Raw genomic sequence first — 20,661 nt, 5'->3', positions numbered from 1 at the left:
CTTGTAGCTAGCGGAAAGAGAGAGGTAATCCAATGGCTGGACCCCAGCGCCGTGGAAGCGGTGCCGGTGGCGGCGAGCGGCGGGACCGGAAGGGCCGTGACGGCGGCGCTGCTGCCGCCGAGAAGACCGCGTACGTTGAGCGCGTCGTCGCGATCAACCGTGTCGCCAAGGTTGTGAAGGGTGGTCGTCGCTTCAGCTTCACCGCGCTGGTCGTGGTGGGCGACGGTGACGGCACCGTGGGTGTCGGTTACGGCAAGGCCAAGGAGGTGCCGGCCGCCATCGCCAAGGGTGTTGAGGAGGCCAAGAAGCACTTCTTCAAGGTCCCCCGTATCCAGGGCACCATCCCGCACCCGATCACGGGTGAGAAGGCGGCGGGCGTCGTCCTGCTCAAGCCGGCGTCCCCCGGTACCGGCGTTATCGCCGGTGGCCCGGTGCGTGCCGTGCTCGAGTGCGCGGGCGTGCACGACATCCTGTCGAAGTCGCTCGGCTCGTCGAACGCGATCAACATCGTGCACGCGACCGTGGAGGCCCTGAAGGGCCTGCAGCGTCCCGAGGAGATCGCGGCCCGCCGCGGTCTGCCCCTCGAGGACGTCGCTCCCGCGGCTCTGCTTCGTGCGCGTGCCGGGGCTGGTGCTGCGTAATGGCTCAGCTCAGGATCACGCAGACGAAGTCGTACATCGGCAGCAAGCAGAACCACCGTGACACCCTGCGTTCGCTCGGGCTCAAGCGCCTGAACGACGTGGTCGTCAAGGAGGACCGCCCCGAGTTCCGCGGCATGGTGCACACCGTCCGCCACCTCGTGACGGTCGAGGAGGTCGACTGATCATGGCGGAGAACAACCCGCTCAAGATCCACAACCTCCGTCCCGCCCCGGGCGCCAAGACCGCCAAGACCCGTGTGGGTCGTGGTGAGGCGTCGAAGGGTAAGACGGCCGGTCGTGGTACCAAGGGCACGAAGGCCCGCTACCAGGTTCCGGAGCGCTTCGAGGGTGGGCAGATGCCCCTCCACATGCGTCTTCCGAAGCTGAAGGGCTTCAAGAACCCGTTCAAGACCGAGTTCCAGGTCGTGAACCTCGACAAGCTGGCCGCGCTGTACCCGGAGGGTGGCGAGGTCACCGTCGAGGGGCTCGTCGCCAAGGGTGCCGTTCGCAAGAACAGCCTCGTCAAGGTTCTCGGCCAGGGCGAGATCTCCGTCGCGCTGCAGGTTTCGGTTGACGCCGTCTCCGGCTCCGCCAAGGAGAAGATCACCGCCGCCGGCGGTACCGTCACCGAGCTCATCTGACCCAGTCAGGCGTCTCGATGACTTGAGCGATCCCGACCGGGGATACCCCACAAATGGGGTATCCCCGGTTGGTCGTTCCTAGGGTGGCGGTCTCGCCGGTAAGGTGACCAGCACTGCCCACTTTTCACAAGGTGCTTCCCATGGGGCACCTTGAGCGGCAGTCGACCGTTACACATGTCGTTGTCGCTGTCGTTGTTCTTATTGGACCCTCAAGACCGTCACCCTTGACGCAGATGCGCGGGGGTCGCAGGAGGCACCGTGCTCACCGCGTTCGCCCGGGCGTTCAAGACGCCCGACCTGCGCAAGAAGCTCCTCTTCACGCTCGGGATCATCGTGATCTACCGGGTCGGCACGCACATTCCGATCCCCGGTGTCGACTACACGTCCGTTCAGCGGTGTGTGGACGAGGCGTCCGGCAACCAGGGCCTCTTCGGTCTGGTGAACATGTTCAGCGGCGGCGCGCTGCTGCAGATCACCATCTTCGCGCTGGGCATCATGCCGTACATCACGGCGAGCATCATCCTTCAGCTGCTGACCGTGGTCATCCCGCGCCTGGAAGCCCTGAAGAAGGAGGGCCAGGCCGGTACGGCGAAGATCACGCAGTACACCCGCTACCTCACCGTGGCGCTCGCCATCCTGCAGGGCACCGGCCTGGTGGCCACCGCCCGCAGCGGCGCCCTCTTCTCCGGCTGCACGGTCGCGTCGAGCATCGTCCCGGACCGCGCGATCTTCACCACCATCGTCATGGTCATCTGCATGACCGCCGGTACGGCCATGGTCATGTGGCTCGGTGAGCTCATCACCGACCGCGGCATCGGCAACGGCATGTCGATCCTGATGTTCATCTCGATCGCCGCGACGTTCCCGTCCGCGCTGTGGGCCATCAAGAAGCAGGGCACCCTGGCCGACGGCTGGATCGAGTTCGGCACCGTCATCCTGGTCGGCCTGGTCATGGTCGGTCTGGTGGTCTTCGTCGAGCAGGCCCAGCGCCGGATCCCCGTGCAGTACGCCAAGCGCATGATCGGCCGCCGGTCCTACGGCGGCACCTCGACGTACATCCCGCTCAAGGTGAACCAGGCCGGTGTGATCCCGGTCATCTTCGCCTCGTCGCTGCTCTACATCCCGGCCCTCGTCGCCCAGTTCTCCAGCGGTCAGTCCAGCTGGAAGACCTGGATCGAGACGAATCTGACCAAGGGCGACCACCCGATCTACATCAGCATGTACTTCTTGCTGATCGTTTTCTTCGCGTTCTTCTACGTGGCGATCTCCTTCAACCCCGAGGAAGTCGCCGACAACATGAAGAAGTATGGTGGCTTCATCCCGGGCATCCGGGCTGGCCGACCGACCGCTGAGTACCTGTCGTACGTGCTCAACCGGATCACCTGGCCGGGTTCGCTGTATCTGGGTCTGATCGCTCTTGTACCGACGATGGCGTTGGTTGGCTTCGGGGCAAGCCAGAACTTCCCGTTCGGTGGTACCAGCATCCTGATCATCGTGGGTGTCGGTCTCGAAACGGTGAAGCAGATCGAGAGCCAGCTCCAGCAGCGCAATTACGAAGGGTTCCTCCGCTGATGCGTATCGTCCTCGTCGGGCCGCCTGGCGCCGGAAAGGGAACGCAGGCCACTCGTCTGGCAGAGAAGCTGCGCGTTCCCCACATCTCCACGGGCGACCTGTTCCGCGCCAACATCAGCCGGCAGACGGAACTCGGGAAACTCGCGAAGTCCTACATGGACGCCGGCAACCTCGTCCCCGACGAGGTCACCATCGCCATGGCCAAGGACCGCATGGAGCAGCCGGACGCCGAGCGCGGCTTCCTGCTGGACGGTTTCCCGCGCAACGTCTCGCAGGCGGAGGCGCTGGACGAGCTCCTCACCACCGAGGGCATCAAGCTGGACGCGGTACTGGACCTGGAGGCCCCGGAGGAGGAGGTCGTCAAGCGGATCGCCGGCCGGCGCATCTGCCGCAACGACTCCTCGCACGTCTTCCACGTGTCGTACAAGAAGCCCGCGACGGACGGCGTCTGTGACGTCTGTGGTGGCGAGCTGTACCAGCGGGACGACGACTCCGAGGACACCGTTCGAACCCGGCTCGAGGTCTACCACACGCAGACCGAGCCGATCATCGACTACTACAAGGCGCAGGGCCTGGTCGTGACCATCGAGGCCATGGGCCCGGTGGACGAGGTCACCGGCCGTGCGCTGGCGGCGCTGAAGCGCGAGGGCGACGACCAGTAGTCGTCGGCCCTGATACGGCCGTGGAGTCCTCCGGGACGCCACGGCCGTAGTGTTGTGTACGTACATGACCGACCCACCTGAGTGACGGAGAGCGCAGGCCCCCCATGGTGCAGATCAAGAGCCCCGAGCAGATCGCCAAGATGCGAGCGGCGGGGTTGGTCGTCGCCGCCATCCACGCGGCGACGCGGGAAGCGGCGGTGCCCGGGGCGACGACGAAGGACCTGGACGAGGTGGCCCGCAAGGTCCTGGCGGAGAACGGCGCGAAGTCGAACTTCCTCGGGTACGGCGGTTTCCCGGCCACGATCTGCACGTCCGTGAACGACGTCGTCGTGCACGGCATCCCCTCGGACGAGGTCGTCCTCAAGGACGGCGACATCATCTCCATCGACTGCGGCGCGATCGTGGATGGCTGGCACGGCGACGCGGCCTACACGGCGTTCGTCGGCTCCGGGCACGCTCCGGAGCTCATCGAGCTGTCCCGGGTGACGGAGGAGTCGATGTGGGCCGGGATCGCGGCCATGAAGCAGGGCAGCCGGCTGGTGGACGTGTCGCGGGCCATCGAGACGTACATCCGTCGCCAGCCCAAGCCCGGCGGCGGCCGGTACGGGATCATCGAGGACTACGGCGGCCACGGCATCGGCACCGAGATGCACATGGACCCGCATCTGCTGAACTACGTCGACCGGCGGCGGGGCAAGGGGCCCAAGCTGGTGCCCGGGTTCTGCCTGGCGATCGAGCCGATGGTGTCGCTCGGGACCCCGCGGACCGAGGTGCTTCAGGACGACTGGACCGTCATCACGACGGACGGGACCTGGTCCTCGCACTGGGAGCACTCGGTGGCGTTGACGGAGGCGGGGCCGCTCGTGCTGACGGCTCCCGACGGGGGGAAGGCGAAGCTGGCCGAGCACGGGATCGTGGCCGCGCCGGATCCGCTGGGCTGAGCCCCGGCTTTTCCGCCCCCGCCGCCCCTACCCGTCCCGTGCCTGGGGGCTGCCGCCCCCAGACCCCCGCTGTCGGCCCCGAAAGGGCCTCGTCCTCAAACGCCGGACGGGCTGGGAGTAACGATCTCCGCCCTGGGGCAGGCTTTCCCGATTCGTCTTTCGGAGTGCGCTGACGTAGACTGACTCGTCGGCTCTCGTGCACCCGCATGTCCACATGCGCCCTTGAGGGGGAAGCAGGGGAGTCGATCAAGGTAGTCGATTCGAAGGGCGAAGCGTGGCCAAGAAGCAAGGTGCCATCGAGATCGAGGGCACTGTCGTCGAGTCTCTTCCGAACGCCATGTTCAAGGTCGAGCTCCAGAACGGCCACCAGGTCCTGGCACACATCAGCGGCAAGATGCGTATGCACTACATCCGTATCCTCCCTGACGACCGGGTCGTGGTGGAGCTGTCTCCGTACGACCTGACGCGTGGCCGGATCGTCTACCGGTACAAGTAGATCTTGCCCATGCCCTCGGGCGCCGTTCCGGCGTTCGGGGCTGCCGGCAACTGACCCGGAGAACCTCACCCAATGAAGGTCAAGCCGAGCGTCAAGAAGATCTGCGACAAGTGCAGGGTGATCCGCCGTCACGGTCGGGTCATGGTCATTTGCGAGAACCCGCGCCACAAGCAGCGCCAGGGCTGATCGCTTAAAGATCACACCCTCTGCATCGATATCGCAGAGACTTCGCGCGACGCGAGCTGAATTGTTCATACGCAGAGCCCGGGCGGGACCTCCCGTCCGACACCCCCGGTTCGGAGGCCGGGGACCCAGTCCGTACCAAATCTTCTGAGTGAAGAGGCCGGCGGCTGGGATTCGGTTCTGTGGAAGACCTCCGAGGATCAACTGGAGCCATTGAATGGCACGCGTTTCCGGTGTCGACATCCCGCGCGAAAAGCGTGTGGAGGTCGCCCTCACCTACGTGTTCGGCATCGGCCGGACCCTTTCCCAGGAGACGCTGGCAGCGACCGGCGTCGACCCGAACACCCGCGTTCGCGACCTCTCCGAGGAGCAGCTCGTCGCGATCCGCGAGTACGTGGACGCCAACATCAAGACCGAGGGTGACCTTCGTCGCGAGATCCAGGCCGACATCCGCCGCAAGGTGGAGATCGGCTGCTACCAGGGTCTTCGTCACCGTCGTGGTCTGCCCGTCCGCGGTCAGCGCACCAGCACGAACGCTCGTACCCGCAAGGGCCCGCGTCGCGCCATCGCCGGCAAGAAGAAGCCGGGCAAGAAGTAGTCCTCAGCGGACAACGCTTCATCAGCGGTCTTCGCTGTAGGACCGACCACCTCCCCGTAGGAGTTTGTAGATGCCCCCCAAGGGTCGTCAGGGCGCTGCCAAGAAGGTGCGCCGCAAGGAAAAGAAGAACGTCGCGCACGGCCAGGCGCACATCAAGAGCACGTTCAACAACACGATCGTGTCCATCACGGACCCGGCCGGAAACGTGATCTCCTGGGCCTCCGCCGGCCACGTCGGCTTCAAGGGCTCGCGCAAGTCCACGCCGTTCGCCGCGCAGATGGCCGCCGAGTCGGCTGCCCGTCGCGCGCAGGAGCACGGCATGCGCAAGGTCGACGTCTTCGTCAAGGGCCCGGGCGCCGGTCGTGAGACCGCCATCCGCTCCCTGCAGGCCACGGGCCTCGAGGTCGGCTCCATCCAGGACGTCACCCCGACCCCGCACAACGGCTGCCGTCCGCCCAAGCGTCGCCGCGTCTGACGCCAGCGCTTTCAGGGTTTGCTGCGCCTCCGGGCTTTTCGGCCGGGGGTGTGGGGGTTGTCCCCCACAGGTAACAGCCGGGCGGTACGGGCCTTCGGGGCCGTATCGCCCGTACCCTTGTCTCATCTCAGGGCGTCAAATAGCGGGCGCCCCTGACTGAAGGATCGCAACATGCTGATTGCTCAGCGTCCCTCGTTGACCGAAGAGGTCGTCGACGAGTTCCGCTCCCGGTTCGTGATCGAGCCGCTGGAGCCGGGCTTCGGCTACACCCTCGGCAACTCCCTCCGCCGTACGCTCCTGTCCTCGATCCCGGGTGCCGCTGTCACCAGCATCCGGATCGACGGAGTCCTGCACGAGTTCACCACCGTGCCGGGCGTCAAGGAGGACGTCACCGACCTGATCCTCAACATCAAGCAGCTGGTCGTGTCGTCCGAGCACGACGAGCCCGTGGTGATGTACCTGCGCAAGCAGGGTCCGGGTCTGGTCACCGCCGCCGACATCGCGCCCCCGGCCGGTGTCGAGGTGCACAACCCCGACCTCGTCCTCGCCACGCTCAACGGCAAGGGCAAGCTGGAGATGGAGCTGACCGTCGAGCGCGGTCGCGGTTACGTCTCCGCCGTGCAGAACAAGCAGGTCGGTCAGGAGATCGGGCGCATCCCGGTCGACTCGATCTACTCGCCGGTTCTCAAGGTCACGTACAAGGTCGAGGCGACGCGTGTCGAGCAGCGCACCGACTTCGACAAGCTGATCGTCGACGTCGAGACCAAGCAGGCCATGCGTCCGCGTGACGCCATGGCGTCCGCCGGTAAGACGCTGGTCGAGCTGTTCGGTCTCGCCCGTGAGCTGAACATCGACGCCGAGGGCATCGACATGGGTCCGTCCCCGACGGACGCCGCCCTCGCCGCTGATCTGGCGCTGCCGATCGAGGAGCTGGAGCTCACCGTTCGGTCGTACAACTGCCTCAAGCGTGAGGGCATCCACTCCGTGGGTGAGCTCGTCGCCCGCTCCGAGGCCGACCTCCTGGACATCCGCAACTTCGGTGCGAAGTCCATCGACGAGGTCAAGGCGAAGCTGGCCGGCATGGGCCTGGCCCTGAAGGACAGCCCGCCCGGATTCGACCCGACCGCTGCGGCCGACGCCTTCGGCGCCGACGACGACGCGGACGCGGGTTTCGTGGAGACCGAGCAGTACTGATCGGTCGTTGCCGGTGAGCATCCGCTCATCGGGTTCCTGACCCCGGTACCTGACACGGCCGGGGCAGACACCTAGGAGAAAGACCATGCCGAAGCCCACCAAGGGTGCCCGTATGGGCGGCAGCGCCGCGCACGAGAAGCTGCTCCTCGCGAACCTGGCGAAGCAGCTGTTCGAGCACGGCCGCATCACCACCACCGAGGCGAAGGCGCGCAAGCTGCGCCCGTACGCCGAGCGTCTGGTCACCAAGGCGAAGAAGGGCGACCTTCACAACCGCCGTCAGGTGCTCCAGGTGATCACGGACAAGAGCATCGTGCACACGCTCTTCACCGAGATCGGCCCGCGCTACGAGAACCGTCCCGGTGGCTACACCCGCATCACCAAGATCGGTAACCGCCGTGGCGACAACGCGCCCATGGCCGTCATCGAGCTGGTCGAGGCGCTGACCGTGGCGCAGCAGGCGACCGGCGAGGCCGAGGCCGCCACCAAGCGTGCGGTCAAGGAGGCCGACGAGGCCAAGGCGGAGGAGACCACCGAGGCTCCGGCCGAGGAGGCCGCTGCCGAGGAGTCCAAGGACGCCTGAGGTTCTGCCTCGCAGTGAACGGGTCCGCCCTTTTGAGGGCGGGCCCGTTCCGCGTTCTCGGGAGGTTGCAGTGCTGAGAGGATCCAGGGGTGAGTGACGAAGTACAGCCCGGACAGGTGCGGATGCGGCTCGACCTTTCCTACGACGGGACCGAGTTCTCCGGGTGGGCCAAGCAGGCCGGCGGCCGGCGGACCGTGCAGGGAGAGATCGAGGACGCCCTGCGGACCGTGACGCGGTCCCGCGAGACGTACGAGCTGACCGTGGCCGGGCGCACCGATGCCGGGGTGCACGCCCGGGGGCAGGTCGCCCATGTCGATCTGCCGCGGGAGGTCTGGGTGGAGCACCACGAGAAGCTGCTCAAGCGGCTCGCCGGGCGGCTGCCGAGGGATGTGCGGGTGTGGGCCCTGCGGGAGGCTCCCAGCGGCTTCAACGCGCGTTTCTCGGCCGTCTGGCGGCGGTACGCGTACCGGGTCACCGACAACCCCGGGGGCGTCGACCCGCTGCTGCGGGGGCACGTCCTGTGGCACGACTGGCCGCTCGATGTCGACGCCATGAACGAGGCCGCGCGGCGGCTGCTCGGCGAGCACGACTTCGCCGCCTACTGCAAGCGGCGGGAGGGCGCGACCACCATCCGCACCCTCCAGGAGCTCAGCCTCGTGCGCGGGGACGACGGGATCATCACCGCGACCGTCCGCGCCGACGCCTTCTGCCACAACATGGTGCGGTCGCTGATCGGGGCGCTGCTGTTCGTGGGGGACGGGCACCGGGGGCCGGAGTGGCCGGGGAAGGTGCTCGCCGCGGGCGTACGGGACTCGGCCGTGCATGTCGTACGGCCGCACGGGCTGACGCTGGAGGAGGTCGGCTACCCGGCCGACGAACTGCTCGCCGCGCGCAACAAGGAGGCGCGGAACAAGCGGTCCCTGCCCGGTGCGGCTGGGTGCTGCTGACACTCGGCCTTGGCGTCGGCGCGGGCGGTCAGCCGTTGGCCGCCGCCGACGCCTGGGCCTCGCCGCGCTGGCGGATCCGCTGGAACGCGAACTCGGCGAGGTCGTCGCCCGTGGTGAAGGCGGCCGTGTCCTTCGTCGTCACGTCCTTGCCGTCGGTGAAGCCGGTGATCGTGAAGTAGGCGTACCTGCCATAGGAGTTGGTCGTCGAGCGGCAGACCGCGCCGTTGCAGAAGGCCTTGACGCCGCCGCCGGTGAGGGCCTTGACGATGCTCTTCGCGTCGGACTGGCTCTTGACCTTGAGGGCCTGCGCCTCGGTGTCGAAGACGGCCACGCCGACCGTCACCGCGAGACCGTCCTTGGTGTACGTCACGCGCATCATGCGGGTGCAGCCGTTGTCGGTGAGGACCTTGCCGAGGGTGCCGGCGGCGCCCGTGGCACAGGTGGCGCTGTCCGCCTTGGGGCCCTTCTTGTACACGACGGAGCCCATGGTGAGCTGTGTGCCGGGGAAGAGAAGGTCGGGTCCGTTGGGCGCGGTGTCCTTGGCCTTGCTGGCCACGAACTCCTTCGGGTCCAGCGGGGGCGGGGCGCTGGTCGGCGCGAAGGACGGGGTGGTGGACGCGCTCGGCAGGTCGCCGGTCGCCGGCACTGAGGACGTCGGCTTGTTCGCCTCGTCCTTGCCGTTCGCCGACACCACGGCCATGGCCACGGCGGTGCCGATGGCGAGAGTGGCGAGCGCGCCGCCGCCTATGAAGAGCAGCCGACGGCGTTTGTTGCGCGTCTCGGACGCCTCGGCGAGCGCGGCCCAGTCCGGGGTCCGGCCGTCATCGCCGGTGGCCCACGGCTGCTGGGAGTTCGGTTTCCACGGATCCCACTGGGACTGAGGTCCCCCCTGCCCATAGCTCATGGGCCGCATCTTAGACGGGGAGCGGGGGGTCCTGTTCCGCCCGGACAAGCGCCGAAGCCCCCGGTTTCCCGAACGGGAGTACGGGAAAACGTGACATCTCCGGGTGGTTGGTGCGGCGTTTCTCCAGGCGGCCCTCGTGCGTGTGGCGCGGGCCACTCGGGCGGCGGTTTCCGTGGCTGGCCGGCCTCGTTTTGACCCGGCCCCCAGGACGCGGGTATTCTGCTTCTTCGTTGTGTATTGGCGCGCTCTTCTCACGGGACGGGCCCTTACACCGGTCCACCGGGCCGATGACCAGCGACCAGCACGCGGTTTGCGTCACCGCAGTGCGGTCTGGGCTGTCGTGATCGTCTTCGGTGACCTTGTCAGGACCATTCACTGAAGAAGCGAAGGCTACGAACCGTGCGTACGTACAGCCCCAAGCCCGGCGATGTGACGCGCCAGTGGCACGTCATCGACGCTCAGGACATCGTCCTGGGCCGTCTCGCCACCACTGCCGCGTCCCTCCTCCGGGGCAAGCACAAGCCGATCTACGCGCCCCACGTCGACACCGGTGACTTCGTCATCATCATCAACGCCGACAAGGTGCACCTCTCCGGCAACAAGCGGACCCAGAAGATGGCCTACCGCCACTCCGGGTACCCGGGCGGTCTGCGCTCCGTGCGCTACGACGACCTGCTGGCGAACAACCCGGAGAAGGCCGTCGAGAAGGCCGTCAAGGGCATGCTCCCCAAGAACACGCTCGGCCGTCAGATGCTCTCGAAGCTGAAGGTCTACAAGGGTGACGTGCACCCGCACGCGGCGCAGCAGCCTGTGCCGTTCGAGATCACCCAGGTCGCGCAGTAAGTCCGGCCACACCACCCCAAGCTGAAGAGAATCTGAGGAGAACCGTGGCCGAGACCACTGCCGAGCAGCCGCTCGAAGAGACCGAGCTCGTCGACATCGACAGCTACACCACCGAGTCCGAGGTCCCCGTCGAGGGTGAGTACACCTCGGAGTCCCTGGCCTCCCGCTTCGGCGAGCCCCAGCCGGCCGCCGGCCTGGGTCGTCGCAAGAACGCCATTGCCCGCGTCCGGATCGTTCCGGGCTCCGGCAAGTGGAAGATCAACGGTCGCACCCTCGAGGACTACTTCCCGAACAAGGTGCACCAGCAGGAAGTCAACGAGCCCTTCAAGGTGCTCGAGCTCGAAGGCCGCTACGACGTCATCGCCCGTATCTCGGGTGGCGGTGTCTCCGGTCAGGCCGGTGCGCTCCGTCTCGGTGTCGCCCGCGCGCTGAACGAGGCCGACGTCGACAACAACCGCGGCGCTTTGAAGAAGGCCGGCTTCCTCACGCGTGACGACCGTGCGGTCGAGCGCAAGAAGGCCGGTCTCAAGAAGGCCCGCAAGGCCCCGCAGTACAGCAAGCGTTAAGCTTCGCTGCCTGCTCGTACGTATGTGGAGCGAGCTCCGGCTCACTCGCTCGTACTCCGAACGCCCCGGCGGCACGCCATTGTGCCGTCGGGGCGTTCGTTTTATCGCAAGTCTGGGCGTATAACGGCACAAGGTGCTCAAAGGCTTGTGTGATCGGATGTTCAGGGCATCCAATGCCTGGATGCGGGAGCCGCTCCGGCATCGAACCCGACCGCACAGCCTTTGAAACCGACGCTTCCTCAGGAGGACAAGTGGGACGACTCTTCGGCACGGACGGCGTGCGCGGTGTCGCCAACGCGGATCTGACGGCGGAGATGGCCCTCGGCCTGTCCGTCGCCGCGGCGCACGTGCTGGCCGAGGCGGGCACCTTCCAGGGCCACCGGCCGGTGGCCGTGGTCGGACGGGACCCGCGTGCGTCCGGGGAGTTCCTGGAAGCCGCCGTGGTGGCGGGCCTCGCGAGCGCGGGGGTGGACGTGCTGAAGGTCGGCGTGCTGCCCACGCCCGCCGTCGCGTACCTCACCGGCGTACTCGGCGCCGACCTCGGCGTGATGCTCTCCGCCAGCCACAACGCCATGCCCGACAACGGCATCAAGTTCTTCGCCCGCGGCGGCCACAAGCTCGCCGACCAGCTCGAGGACCGTATCGAGTCCGTCTACGAGGAGCACCGCACCGGCGCGCCCTGGGACCGGCCGACCGGCGCCGGCGTCGGCCGCGTGCGCTCCTACGACGAGGGGTTCGACCGGTACGTCGCCCACCTCATCGCCGTCCTGCCGAACCGGCTCGACGGGCTGAAGATCGTCCTGGACGAGGCGCACGGCGCCGCGGCCCGGGTGTCGCCGGAGGCGTTCACGCGGGCCGGCGCGGAGATCGTGACCATCGGGGCCGAGCCGGACGGGCTCAACATCAACGACGGCTGCGGGTCCACGCACCTGGACAAGCTGAAGGCCGCGGTCATCGAGCACGGGGCCGACTTCGGCGTCGCGCACGACGGGGACGCCGACCGGTGCCTCGCCGTGGACCACACCGGCGAGGAGATCGACGGGGACCAGATCCTCGCCGTGCTGGCCCTGTCCATGCGGGAGCGGGGCGTGCTGCGCTCGGACACCGTCGTCGCCACCGTCATGTCCAACCTCGGCTTCAAGCTGGCCATGGAGCGCGAGGGGATCCGGCTGGTGCAGGCCGCCGTCGGCGACCGGTATGTGCTGGAGGAGATGAAGGAGCACGGGTACGCGCTCGGCGGTGAGCAGTCCGGGCACGTGATCATCCTCGACCACGCGACGACGGGTGACGGGACGCTGACGGGACTCATGCTGGCGGCGCGGGTCGCCGAGAGCGGGCGGTCGCTGCGCGAGCTGGCCTCGGTGATGGAGCGGCTGCCCCAGGTGCTGATCAATGTGCCCGACGTCGACAGGTCGCGGGTCGCGGACTCGGCCGAGCTGGCGACTGCCGTCGGCGAGGCGGAGCGGGAACTCGGGGCCACCGGGCGGGTGTTGCTTCGGCCTTCCGGGACCGAGCCGTTGGTTCGGGTCATGGTCGAGGCGGCGGATATCGATCAGGCGCGGGCTGTTGCCGGGCGGCTGGCGGATGTTGTGAAGTCCGCGCTGGGTTGATCGGCGGGGCGGGTTAGGGGTGGGGGTTCTGTGCGTTGCGGGCTGCGGGCTGCGGGCTGCCGGCTCGTCGTGGCTGGTCGCGCCCACGCGGCGGAGCCGCATGTCGACAGAGCCCCGCGCCCCTAAAAGCAGCAGCCCGCGCGCGTCCGAAGGTCGAGGTCCACGCGCCCCTAGGTGCGTTGTCCCACCCTGCGTTGTCTGGCCCAGAGTGCCTTCTGGGCCAGCAGGGTCAGGGTGCCTGCCAGGATGATGCCGAGGAGGTTCAGCAGGAGTTGTTCTGTTGAGCCCCAGGTTTGTTTCGTGTCGCCGTAACTGAGGGCCACGGCGGCGTTGGCGGCGGCCGGGACCGTGGTGACCGAGATGGCCACGCCGACCAGGGCGCCGGACTTCGCCGAGGTCAGTGAGAGGGTGCCGGCGGCGCCCGCCAGGACGGCCACGATGAAGGAGAACGCGTCGGGGGCGTAGACGAAGCCGGTCTGGGGGCGGGCGCCGTCCAACTGTTCCTGGCTGAACTGGCCGAGAGCGTCCATCAGGAGACTGAAGCCCACCGTCGCCGCCATCGCCACCGCGAAGCCGACCAGCAGGGCGATCAGGGAGCGCAGGGCCAGGCGGGGAGCGCGCCGCACGATCGACGTGGAGACGCCGGCCAGCGGGCCGAACTCGGGGCCCACGGCCATCGCGCCCACGATCAGGATCGCGTTGTCGAGGACCACACCGCAGGCCGCGATCATCGTGGCGAGGGTGATGAAGGCGACGTAGGTGATGGAGAGCGTCGACTCCTCGTGGGTGGCGTCCGTGAGGTGCTCCCACAGGACGGCGTCGGCGCCCTCGCCGGGGGCCTCCGCCTCGGCCTTGTCGGCACGCAGGGACAGTGACAGGTCGATGTTCTCCACGGCGATCGAGCCGGTCTTGTCCAGACCCAACTCCTGGAGCCCGGTGAGGAGTTCGTCCCCCGCCTCGCGTGCCACGTCGCACATGACGACATCGCCGGCCGGGTTGCGGGCGGCGCCCGGCATGACGACGAGATGCGTGGTGCCGACGGTCTTCTCGATCAGGCGGACCACGGCGTCGGTACTGTCGGCCGGGGTGATCAGGCGCAGGTGCAGCATGGGGGCAGGGTAGCCGTCAGAGTTTGCGCAGGCTGAGGCGCTGGACCTTGTGGTCCTGGCCCTTGCGGACGACGAGGGTGGCGCGGCCGCGGGTGGGGGCGATGTTCTCCACCAGGTTGGGCTTGTTGATGGTGCGCCAGAGGGTGCGGGCGTAGTCGACGGCCTCCTCCTCGGAGACCTGGGTGTACTTCCTGAAGTAGGAGTCCGGGTTCTGGAAGGCGGTCTGACGCAGTTTCCGGAACCGGTTGAGGTACCAGCGCTCGATGTCCTCGGCGCTCGCGTCCACGTACACGCTGAAGTCGAAGTAGTCGGCGAGGCCGACGCGGGTGCGGCCGTCCTTGCCGGGCAGGGCGGGCTGCAGGACGTTCAGGCCCTCGACGATGAGGATGTCGGGGCGGCGGACGGTGAGCTTGCGGTCGGGCACGATGTCGTAGATCAGGTGGGAGTAGACGGGGGCCGTGACCTCGTCCTTGCCCGCCTTGATGTCGGCCACGAAGCGGGTCAGCGCGCGGCGGTCGTAGGACTCGGGGAAACCTTTCCGCGACATCAGGCCGCGGGCCTCCAGTTCCCGGGTGGGCAGGAGGAAGCCGTCCGTGGTCACCAACTCCACGCGGGGGTGTTCCGGCCAGCGGGAGAGGAGGGCCTGGAGGAGGCGGGCGACCGTGGACTTCCCTACCGCCACGGAGCCCGCGACGCCTATGACGAACGGCGTGCCGGACTGGGAGCCCTGTTCGCCGAGGAAGGTGTTCAGGGCGCCGCGCAGGCCGTCCGTCGCGCCCACGTAGAGGTTGAGGAGGCGGGAGAGCGGGAGGTAGATGTCGCGGACCTCGTCGAGGTCGATGACGTCACCGAGTCCGCGCAGTTTCTCGACCTCCTCGGCCGTCAGCGGCAGCGGTGTCTTCTCGCGCAGCGCGCTCCACTCGCTTCGGGTGAGGTCGACGTAGGGAGTCGCCTCCGGCCTGTGCCGGTGGGCGCTCCGGGGCATCGGGGAGACCGGAGAGATCACACTCCATTGTTAACGGAGTTTGAACGGGGCGGTGGGTGGGGTCCGTCACGCTCTCTCGGCCTGCCGTGCAGGGGCGTACAGCCGTGGGAATTTCCGAAATCGGGCACGTGGAGGCTCTTTCGGGGCGGGATTCGGTCGTAGGCTGCCGCGCATGTGCGGAATCGTGGGATACGTGGGGTCTCAGTCGGCGCTCGACGTCGTCATGGCCGGGCTGAAGCGGTTGGAGTACCGGGGGTACGACTCGGCGGGCGTCGCCGTGCAGGCCGACGGGGGGCTCGCCGCGGCCAGGAAGGCGGGCAAGCTCGTCAATCTGGAGAAGGAGCTGACGGAACGGCCGCTGCCGGCCGGGACGACGGGCATCGGGCACACGCGCTGGGCCACGCACGGCGGGCCCACCGACGCCAACGCCCATCCTCATCTCGACAACGCGGGACGCGTCGCCGTCGTGCACAACGGGATCATCGAGAACTTCGCGGTGCTGCGGGCCGAGCTGGCCGAGCGGGGGCACGAGCTGCTCTCCGAGACCGACACCGAGGTCGTGGCGCATCTGCTCGCCGAGGAGTTCTCCGTGACCTCCGATCTGGCGGAGGCGATGCGACTGGTGTGCCGGCGGCTGGAGGGGGCGTTCACGCTGGTCGCGGTGCACGCTGACGAGCCCGGTGTGGTGGTCGGGGCGCGGCGGAACTCACCGCTGGTGGTGGGCGTTGGAGAGGATGAGGCCTTTCTCGCCTCGGACGTCGCCGCGTTCATCGCCCACACGCGGTCGGCGATCGAGCTGGGTCAGGACCAGGTGGTGGAGCTGCGCCGGGACGGCGTGACGGTGACCGGGTTCGACGGCAGTCCGGCGGAGGTGCGCGCCTACCACGTCGACTGGGACGCGTCGGCCGCGGAAAAGGGGGGTTATGACTACTTCATGCTCAAGGAGATCGCCGAGCAGCCCAAGGCTGTCGCCGATACCCTGCTGGGCCGCATCGACGCCTCGGGGGCGCTGACCCTCGACGAGGTGCGGATCCCACCGTCGGAGCTGCGGGAGGTCGACAAGGTCGTCATCGTCGCGTGCGGTACGGCCTTCCACTCGGGCCTCATCGCCAAGTACGCCATCGAGCACTGGACGCGGATCCCGTGCGAGGTGGAGCTGGCCAGCGAGTTCCGGTACCGGGATCCGATCCTGGGCTCACGGTCGCTCGTCATCGCCATCTCCCAGTCCGGCGAGACGATGGACACGCTGATGGCGCTGCGGCATGCGCGCGAGCAGGGGTCCAAGGTGTTGGCCATCTGCAACACCAACGGCTCGACCATCCCGCGTGAGTCGGACGCGGTGCTCTACACGCACGCCGGGCCGGAGGTGGCGGTCGCCTCGACGAAGGCGTTCCTGACGCAGCTGGTCGCCTGCTATCTGGTCGCCCTGTACCTCGGCCAGGTGCGCGGCACCAAGCGGGGGGACGAGATCCAGTCCGTCATCCGGGACCTCGCGCGGATCTCCGGCGCGGTCGAGCGGGTGCTGGAGACCATGGAGCCGGTGCGGGAGCTGGCGCGCTCGCTCGCCCACAAGGACACGGTGCTGTTCCTGGGGCGGCACGTGGGGTATCCCGTCGCCCTGGAGGGTGCGCTGAAGCTGAAGGAGCTGGCGTACATGCACGCCGAAGGGTTCGCCGCGGGGGAGCTGAAGCACGGGCCGATCGCTCTCATCGAGGAGGACCTGCCGGTGGTGGTGGTCGTGCCGTCGCCGCGCGGGCGGTCCGTCCTCCACGACAAGATCGTGTCCAACATCCAGGAGATCCGGGCGCGGGGTGCGCGGACCATCGTCATCGCGGAGGAGGGCGACGAGGCGGTCGTGCCGTACGCCGACCATCTGGTGTGGACTCCGGTGACGCCGACGCTGCTGCAACCGCTGGTGGCCACGGTCCCGTTGCAGGTGTTCGCGTGCGAGCTGGCGACGGCCCGGGGCAATGAGGTGGACCAGCCGCGCAACCTGGCGAAGTCGGTGACGGTGGAGTAGCCGGCGTTGCGGCGGCCGAGGCTCTGAGGCCGCTCAAGTCCCTTGGCCGGTGCGGAAGGTGACGGCCAGGATGATCCGCATGACAAAAATCGTGGGACTGGGCGGGAAGCAGGACGTCGTGCTGGTCATCCGGGACGCCGACGTGGCCGCGGCGGCATTGCGGCAGGCGGTGGCCGGGGCTTCGGACGGGGAGCGGGCGGGGCTGGAGCGTGCTGTCGCGCTCGTCGAGGCCACCGCCGCCGCCGGCGAGGCTCAGTTGCGTGCCCGCTGGGTGCGCTCTCGATGGGACGCCGTCGGTTTCTCCGGTGACATCGGCTCGGTCGCGGCGGTGAAGGCCCTGCGTCAGGCGGAGCCGAGGCTGAGTCTCCTGGCGGCGGTCCAGTTGCAGAAGGACGCGGTGGCCCATCCGGAGTGATCCCGCATCACTCCGGACGGGGCCGGGGCTAGCCCCGCCGACGGGTCTTCCGGGCTGTGTACAGCTTCCAGGTGGCGAAGACCAGGGGGAGTTCCAGGATCCAGACGCCGACGACCGCGTCCCACTCCGGGTTGGCGGCCCCCGACTCGTCGCCGGTGATCACCGCGCAGAGCAGGCCCCAGGTCGCCGCCAGCAGGCCCACGAGCCAGAGGGCGGTGGTCCAGGCCCAGGTGGAGCGGGCGGTGGCCGAGGACTGGGGTGCGGACGTCCGTTTGCGGGGCTGGGGGATGTGGTCGGGCTCACGGGCCGGCATCCGTACCACCGCCTGCGCGGGGACCGCCGCGTCCAGCGCCGCTATCCGTTCCGGGGTCACTCCCCGGTACAGGGTGGGTTCCACCGTGACCGAGAACCCGTCGTGGCCGGTCAGGGTACGGGCGCCGTCGGGGCGGGCGCCCATCGCCGAGCAGGCGTCGTAGCGGACGGTGATCGGGCCCCTCGGCGTCAGCAGGCTCACGCCCTCGGCGCCGATGACCAGGGTGACCTGCTCGTCCTCCAGGGACTGGTGACGGGTGCCGGTGACCGAGGTCGTGGAGAACTGGGGGGCGAGGGTGAAGCCCGCCCAGTCGACGCCCCGGCCGGGGACCTGGATCAGCGCGCCGTCCCAGGTCTCGCGGGCGACCTCGCGCAGGTCGTCCAGCGTCACCGCGTTCAGCTCCGCCCTGTGCTGCTCGGGGGTGAGGATGCGGTGCCCGAGCAGCAGGCTGAGCGCGTAGGAGGGGAGGGCGGCGGCGCCGAGGTCGGGAGTGTCGTACACCTTGAGGAGCTTGGTGCGGGCCGAGTCGAGTTCCGTCTGCTCGATGCGGCCCGCGCGCAGGCGGGCGAGCGTGTCGACGAAGCCGCCGACGACCGCGTCCTGCTTCTGCGGGAGGGAGTCGGCGTAGGCGGTGAGGGTGGCGAAGTCGGCGTCGCGCGGGCTGTAGTCGGCCTCCGCGGAGTAGGAGTAGCCGCCCTCCTGGCGCAGGTCCTGGAAGAGGGCCCGGCCGAGGACGTCCGCGAAGACGCTGGCCGCGGTGGAGCGGCGCAGCACGGACGTGAGGACCACATGGCCGTCGTCGCCGCTGATGTACGCGGGGGTCGTGGGCAGGGCGCTCGTCGCGGCGGGGGCCGGGAAGCGGGCGCCCTCGGGGAGGGTGAGGTCGAGGCCCTCGGGGACGTGGTCGCTGGTGATCCACAGCACCGCGTTGTCCCGGGTGAAGCGGGTCTGCGCCCAGTGGCGTACCTGGTCGGGCGTCAGGCTCCAGGTGCCCAGCTCGTTGTAGCTGGTCAGGCCGTAGCCCTGCGCGCCGTAGCGCCACAGGGGCATCTGGTGCTGGGGGCCGCCGCCGCGGCCGGCCGCCTCCGTGCGGAGGATCTCCTTCTCCGTCTCCAGCCGCTCCATCGGCAGGTCGCGCAGCCCCGCGCACACGCTGTTGAGGTACTTGACGACCTCTTCCTCGCTGCCGGTGACGTGGAAGAGGGTGTACGCGTTCGCCGTCGCGCCGTTGTAGTGCAGGTCGGACAGGCCGAGGCGGTGCAGGGCGAGGTGCTCGACGAGATGGGTGAGGCCGGCGGTGGCCAGGGTCTCGTCGGCGCGGCCCACGCGGAAGAAGAGACCGGCGGTGATCTCGTTGCCGGAGGCGGGGGCGTAGAGGGTGGGGATGTGGTCGGTGGTGGTGTGGGAGATCAGGCCGTCGAGGGCGTGCAGTTCGGTGGTCATCGGTGGTCAGGCCCCCAGCGCGGACTTGCGGAACTTCAGGAACGCCGACTTCTTGTCGGGCAGGTACTGCCACGGGAACTCGGTCGCTCGGTCGCCGAGGAAGGCGAAGTGCGGGGCCGCGTCCGCGAAGTGGCCGCCGACCGAGAAGGCGAACGCGAACGCGCTGTGCGCGCCGATCGAGTTCCAGTCGGGCCGGTGACCGGGGTGCAGTACGGAGACCCGGGCAGCGTTGCGCAGATCGTCGCGGATCGGCAGGCCCCGCATGTACGCGGTGCGCTCGCCGCTGTCCAGGTCGAGCCAGTGCTCGATGTGGGCGAGGGCGACCAGGGCGCCGGAGTTCGCGCCGTCGGGGGCGGCGGTCGCGCACTCGCGGGCGAAGCCGTGCGCCGCGTCCCAGGAGCCGCTCCACTTCGGGCACAGCTGCTGGAGCAGCTGCGTCTGGGCACGGTAGTGGTGCGGGTGGTGGGCGGACAGCCGGTCGTAGCGGCGGCGGGCCTCCGCCTGGCCCAGCTGCAGGCCGCGCGCGGTCATCAGACGGGCGGTCCAGGCGGGGGCGTACGCGGGCTGCTCGGCGCACACCCCGATCAGGAGTTGCTCGGCCCGGCGCAGCCAGTCGTGGAACTGGGTGAACTGGTCCTGCGAGACATGCTGGGCGCGGGCGCCGCTGCGGATGTCCCAGCCGATGTAGATGTACCGCTCGGCGAGGAGTGTGCGGGGCAGCGGGTCGCCGGGGAGGTCGGCGGCCGCCCGCTCCAGGAAGTTCTCCACGCCGGCGATGTCGGCGACGAGACTGGAGGCGGAGGCGAGCTGGTCGACCGAGTCGAGTGCCGCGAAGCAGGCCCGCACGGCCTGCCAGTCCCCGGCCTGCGCGGCGGTGCGCAGCGGGATCAGCTCGGGTGTGTTGTCGTACGGGTCGAACGTCGGACCCGAAGAGCCCGCGCTCATGGGTGTGCTGGTCATTCCTCCGCGCCCCCTGGCGTTGCTGTCCGCGGCGCGCGGGCTGGCCCCCCAGGGCGCGCGGCGGTGAAAGTCTGCTACCGACTTGACGTGATCAAGTCGCCGCAGGCTAGCAGCCGCCTGTGACAGCCCGGCCGTAGGGTGCTCGGCATGAGCATCATCGGGGTCGGTATCGACGTGGCCGAGATCGAGCGGTTCGCCGCGTCGCTGGAACGCACGCCGGGGCTCGCCCAGCGGTTGTTCCTGGACAGCGAGCTGTTGCTGCCGAGCGGGGAGCGCCGGGGGGCCGCCTCGCTGGCGGCGCGGTTCGCGGCGAAGGAGGCGCTCGCCAAGGCGCTGGGGGCGCCGCCGGGGCTGTTGTGGACGGACGCGGAGGTGTTCGTCGAGGACAGCGGACGGCCGCGGCTGCGGGTGCGGGGGAGTGTCGCCGCGCGGGCGGCCGAACTGGGGGTGACGGGGTGGCATGTGTCGTTGAGTCATGACGCGGGCGTCGCTTCGGCGGTGGTGGTGGCCGAGGGGTGAGGCGACCGCGTGCGGCGGTGGGGGCGGGCGGGGCAGACTCGACGT

General features: G+C 68.9%; 24 protein-coding genes. 19 read left to right on the top strand and 5 right to left on the bottom strand.

Going from position 1 to position 20,661, the window contains the following annotated elements:
* Positions 1–32: 32 nt before the first annotated feature.
* From rpsE to truA, 13 genes are all read left to right on the top strand, one after another.
* Positions 33–641, top strand: a complete 609-nt coding sequence (gene rpsE / locus B5557_RS17745; protein WP_010354225.1) for a 30S ribosomal protein S5 — start codon at positions 33–35, stop codon at positions 639–641.
* Complete coding sequence (gene rpmD / locus B5557_RS17740) at positions 641–823, top strand: 50S ribosomal protein L30 (protein ID WP_060901490.1); 183 nt, start codon at positions 641–643, stop codon at positions 821–823. Before rpsE ends, rpmD begins: the two co-directional genes overlap by 1 nt.
* 2 nt (positions 824–825) lie before the next feature.
* Complete coding sequence (gene rplO / locus B5557_RS17735) at positions 826–1,281, top strand: 50S ribosomal protein L15 (protein WP_079660409.1); 456 nt, start codon at positions 826–828, stop codon at positions 1,279–1,281.
* A gap of 258 nt (positions 1,282–1,539) precedes the next feature.
* Positions 1,540–2,853 (top strand): preprotein translocase subunit SecY, encoded by a 1,314-nt coding sequence (gene secY, locus B5557_RS17730; RefSeq protein WP_079660408.1) that lies wholly within the window; start codon positions 1,540–1,542, stop codon positions 2,851–2,853.
* Positions 2,853–3,515 (top strand): adenylate kinase, encoded by a 663-nt coding sequence (locus B5557_RS17725; protein WP_079660407.1) that lies wholly within the window; start codon positions 2,853–2,855, stop codon positions 3,513–3,515. Before secY ends, B5557_RS17725 begins: the two co-directional genes overlap by 1 nt.
* 104 nt (positions 3,516–3,619) lie before the next feature.
* Complete coding sequence (gene map, locus B5557_RS17720; protein WP_079660406.1) at positions 3,620–4,456, top strand: type I methionyl aminopeptidase; 837 nt, start codon at positions 3,620–3,622, stop codon at positions 4,454–4,456.
* Positions 4,457–4,730: 274 nt separating this feature from the next.
* Entirely contained in the window at positions 4,731–4,952 is a 222-nt protein-coding gene (infA, locus tag B5557_RS17715) for a translation initiation factor IF-1 (RefSeq protein WP_003948620.1), read from the top strand.
* Positions 4,953–5,024: 72 nt separating this feature from the next.
* Positions 5,025–5,138 (top strand): 50S ribosomal protein L36, encoded by a 114-nt coding sequence (rpmJ, locus tag B5557_RS17710; RefSeq protein ID WP_003998809.1) that lies wholly within the window; start codon positions 5,025–5,027, stop codon positions 5,136–5,138.
* A 214-nt stretch (positions 5,139–5,352) separates the two neighbouring features.
* Complete coding sequence (gene rpsM / locus B5557_RS17705; RefSeq protein ID WP_020132619.1) at positions 5,353–5,733, top strand: 30S ribosomal protein S13; 381 nt, start codon at positions 5,353–5,355, stop codon at positions 5,731–5,733.
* A gap of 70 nt (positions 5,734–5,803) precedes the next feature.
* The gene (rpsK, locus tag B5557_RS17700) at positions 5,804–6,208 is read left to right on the top strand and encodes a 30S ribosomal protein S11 (RefSeq protein WP_010354218.1); all 405 of its coding nucleotides are present in this window, start codon (positions 5,804–5,806) and stop codon (positions 6,206–6,208) included.
* Between the two features lie 171 nt (positions 6,209–6,379).
* The gene (locus tag B5557_RS17695; protein ID WP_003966937.1) at positions 6,380–7,402 is read left to right on the top strand and encodes a DNA-directed RNA polymerase subunit alpha; all 1,023 of its coding nucleotides are present in this window, start codon (positions 6,380–6,382) and stop codon (positions 7,400–7,402) included.
* A gap of 85 nt (positions 7,403–7,487) precedes the next feature.
* Complete coding sequence (gene rplQ / locus B5557_RS17690) at positions 7,488–7,982, top strand: 50S ribosomal protein L17 (protein ID WP_079660405.1); 495 nt, start codon at positions 7,488–7,490, stop codon at positions 7,980–7,982.
* A gap of 89 nt (positions 7,983–8,071) precedes the next feature.
* Positions 8,072–8,929 carry a tRNA pseudouridine(38-40) synthase TruA gene (truA, locus tag B5557_RS17685; RefSeq protein WP_079660404.1) on the top strand — a complete coding sequence of 286 codons (858 nt, stop codon included), beginning with the start codon at positions 8,072–8,074 and terminating at the stop codon, positions 8,927–8,929.
* A 28-nt stretch (positions 8,930–8,957) separates the two neighbouring features.
* Here truA and B5557_RS17680 read toward each other — a convergent pair whose 3' ends face one another.
* Positions 8,958–9,833 (bottom strand): hypothetical protein, encoded by an 876-nt coding sequence (locus tag B5557_RS17680; protein ID WP_079660403.1) that lies wholly within the window; start codon positions 9,831–9,833, stop codon positions 8,958–8,960.
* A gap of 399 nt (positions 9,834–10,232) precedes the next feature.
* Here B5557_RS17680 and rplM point away from each other — a divergent pair, with 399 nt between their 5' ends.
* The 3 genes from rplM to glmM all read left to right on the top strand — a co-directional run bounded on the left by rplM (position 10,233) and on the right by glmM (position 12,852).
* Complete coding sequence (rplM, locus tag B5557_RS17675; RefSeq protein ID WP_020132189.1) at positions 10,233–10,676, top strand: 50S ribosomal protein L13; 444 nt, start codon at positions 10,233–10,235, stop codon at positions 10,674–10,676.
* Between the two features lie 44 nt (positions 10,677–10,720).
* Positions 10,721–11,242, top strand: a complete 522-nt coding sequence (gene rpsI / locus B5557_RS17670) for a 30S ribosomal protein S9 (protein WP_079660402.1) — start codon at positions 10,721–10,723, stop codon at positions 11,240–11,242.
* 251 nt (positions 11,243–11,493) lie between these two features.
* Positions 11,494–12,852 (top strand): phosphoglucosamine mutase, encoded by a 1,359-nt coding sequence (glmM, locus tag B5557_RS17665; RefSeq protein ID WP_079660401.1) that lies wholly within the window; start codon positions 11,494–11,496, stop codon positions 12,850–12,852.
* Positions 12,853–13,022: 170 nt separating this feature from the next.
* Here glmM and B5557_RS17660 read toward each other — a convergent pair whose 3' ends face one another.
* Positions 13,023–13,961, bottom strand: a complete 939-nt coding sequence (locus B5557_RS17660) for a DUF389 domain-containing protein (RefSeq protein ID WP_079660400.1) — start codon at positions 13,959–13,961, stop codon at positions 13,023–13,025.
* A gap of 16 nt (positions 13,962–13,977) precedes the next feature.
* Entirely contained in the window at positions 13,978–14,946 is a 969-nt protein-coding gene (gene coaA, locus B5557_RS17655; protein WP_162499669.1) for a type I pantothenate kinase, read from the bottom strand.
* 172 nt (positions 14,947–15,118) lie between these two features.
* On the opposite strand from coaA, the gene glmS reads away from it, so the two are divergent.
* Together glmS and B5557_RS17645 are read left to right on the top strand one after the other, a co-directional pair.
* The gene (gene glmS, locus B5557_RS17650) at positions 15,119–16,966 is read left to right on the top strand and encodes a glutamine--fructose-6-phosphate transaminase (isomerizing) (RefSeq protein ID WP_079660398.1); all 1,848 of its coding nucleotides are present in this window, start codon (positions 15,119–15,121) and stop codon (positions 16,964–16,966) included.
* Positions 16,967–17,045: 79 nt separating this feature from the next.
* Positions 17,046–17,381, top strand: coding sequence for a hypothetical protein (locus B5557_RS17645; protein WP_079664842.1), 336 nt, complete (start codon positions 17,046–17,048; stop codon positions 17,379–17,381).
* A 28-nt stretch (positions 17,382–17,409) separates the two neighbouring features.
* Here the strand turns inward: B5557_RS17645 and B5557_RS45720 are convergent, their stop codons facing one another.
* Together B5557_RS45720 and B5557_RS17635 are read right to left on the bottom strand one after the other, a co-directional pair.
* On the bottom strand, positions 17,410–19,137 hold the full coding sequence (locus B5557_RS45720) for a M16 family metallopeptidase (RefSeq protein ID WP_079660397.1): 1,728 nt from the start codon (positions 19,135–19,137) through the stop codon (positions 17,410–17,412).
* Between the two features lie 6 nt (positions 19,138–19,143).
* A complete protein-coding gene (locus tag B5557_RS17635; RefSeq protein WP_079660396.1) occupies positions 19,144–20,097 on the bottom strand; it encodes a hypothetical protein in 954 nt (317 codons plus the stop codon).
* Positions 20,098–20,244: 147 nt separating this feature from the next.
* Between B5557_RS17635 and B5557_RS17630 the strand changes: the two genes are divergently transcribed.
* Positions 20,245–20,616 carry a holo-ACP synthase gene (locus B5557_RS17630; protein WP_079660395.1) on the top strand — a complete coding sequence of 124 codons (372 nt, stop codon included), beginning with the start codon at positions 20,245–20,247 and terminating at the stop codon, positions 20,614–20,616.
* Positions 20,617–20,661: the final 45 nt, after the last annotated feature.

The organism is Streptomyces sp. 3214.6, from assembly GCF_900129855.1.
Lineage (GTDB): Bacteria > Actinomycetota > Actinomycetes > Streptomycetales > Streptomycetaceae > Streptomyces > Streptomyces soliscabiei.
The sequence above is the reverse complement of the archived record's forward strand: the minus strand, read 5'-3'. Positions and strand labels throughout refer to the sequence as shown.

Excerpts from the sequence above, each read along its gene's own strand:
- rpsE (WP_010354225.1), top strand. The coding sequence starts at position 33 with ATGGCTGGACCCCAGCGCCGTGGAAGCGGTGCCGGTGGCGGCGAGCGG.
- rpmD (WP_060901490.1), top strand. The coding sequence starts at position 641 with ATGGCTCAGCTCAGGATCACGCAGACGAAGTCGTACATCGGCAGCAAG.
- rplO (WP_079660409.1), top strand. The coding sequence starts at position 826 with ATGGCGGAGAACAACCCGCTCAAGATCCACAACCTCCGTCCCGCCCCG.
- B5557_RS17725 (WP_079660407.1), top strand. The coding sequence starts at position 2,853 with ATGCGTATCGTCCTCGTCGGGCCGCCTGGCGCCGGAAAGGGAACGCAG.
- map (WP_079660406.1), top strand. The coding sequence starts at position 3,620 with ATGGTGCAGATCAAGAGCCCCGAGCAGATCGCCAAGATGCGAGCGGCG.
- rpmJ (WP_003998809.1), top strand. The coding sequence starts at position 5,025 with ATGAAGGTCAAGCCGAGCGTCAAGAAGATCTGCGACAAGTGCAGGGTG.
- rpsM (WP_020132619.1), top strand. The coding sequence starts at position 5,353 with ATGGCACGCGTTTCCGGTGTCGACATCCCGCGCGAAAAGCGTGTGGAG.
- rpsK (WP_010354218.1), top strand. The coding sequence starts at position 5,804 with ATGCCCCCCAAGGGTCGTCAGGGCGCTGCCAAGAAGGTGCGCCGCAAG.
- B5557_RS17695 (WP_003966937.1), top strand. The coding sequence starts at position 6,380 with ATGCTGATTGCTCAGCGTCCCTCGTTGACCGAAGAGGTCGTCGACGAG.
- rplQ (WP_079660405.1), top strand. The coding sequence starts at position 7,488 with ATGCCGAAGCCCACCAAGGGTGCCCGTATGGGCGGCAGCGCCGCGCAC.
- B5557_RS17680 (WP_079660403.1), bottom strand. The coding sequence starts at position 9,833 with ATGAGCTATGGGCAGGGGGGACCTCAGTCCCAGTGGGATCCGTGGAAA.
- B5557_RS17660 (WP_079660400.1), bottom strand. The coding sequence starts at position 13,961 with ATGCTGCACCTGCGCCTGATCACCCCGGCCGACAGTACCGACGCCGTG.
- coaA (WP_162499669.1), bottom strand. The coding sequence starts at position 14,946 with ATGCCCCGGAGCGCCCACCGGCACAGGCCGGAGGCGACTCCCTACGTC.
- glmS (WP_079660398.1), top strand. The coding sequence starts at position 15,119 with ATGTGCGGAATCGTGGGATACGTGGGGTCTCAGTCGGCGCTCGACGTC.
- B5557_RS17645 (WP_079664842.1), top strand. The coding sequence starts at position 17,046 with ATGACAAAAATCGTGGGACTGGGCGGGAAGCAGGACGTCGTGCTGGTC.
- B5557_RS45720 (WP_079660397.1), bottom strand. The coding sequence starts at position 19,137 with ATGACCACCGAACTGCACGCCCTCGACGGCCTGATCTCCCACACCACC.
- B5557_RS17635 (WP_079660396.1), bottom strand. The coding sequence starts at position 20,097 with ATGACCAGCACACCCATGAGCGCGGGCTCTTCGGGTCCGACGTTCGAC.
- B5557_RS17630 (WP_079660395.1), top strand. The coding sequence starts at position 20,245 with ATGAGCATCATCGGGGTCGGTATCGACGTGGCCGAGATCGAGCGGTTC.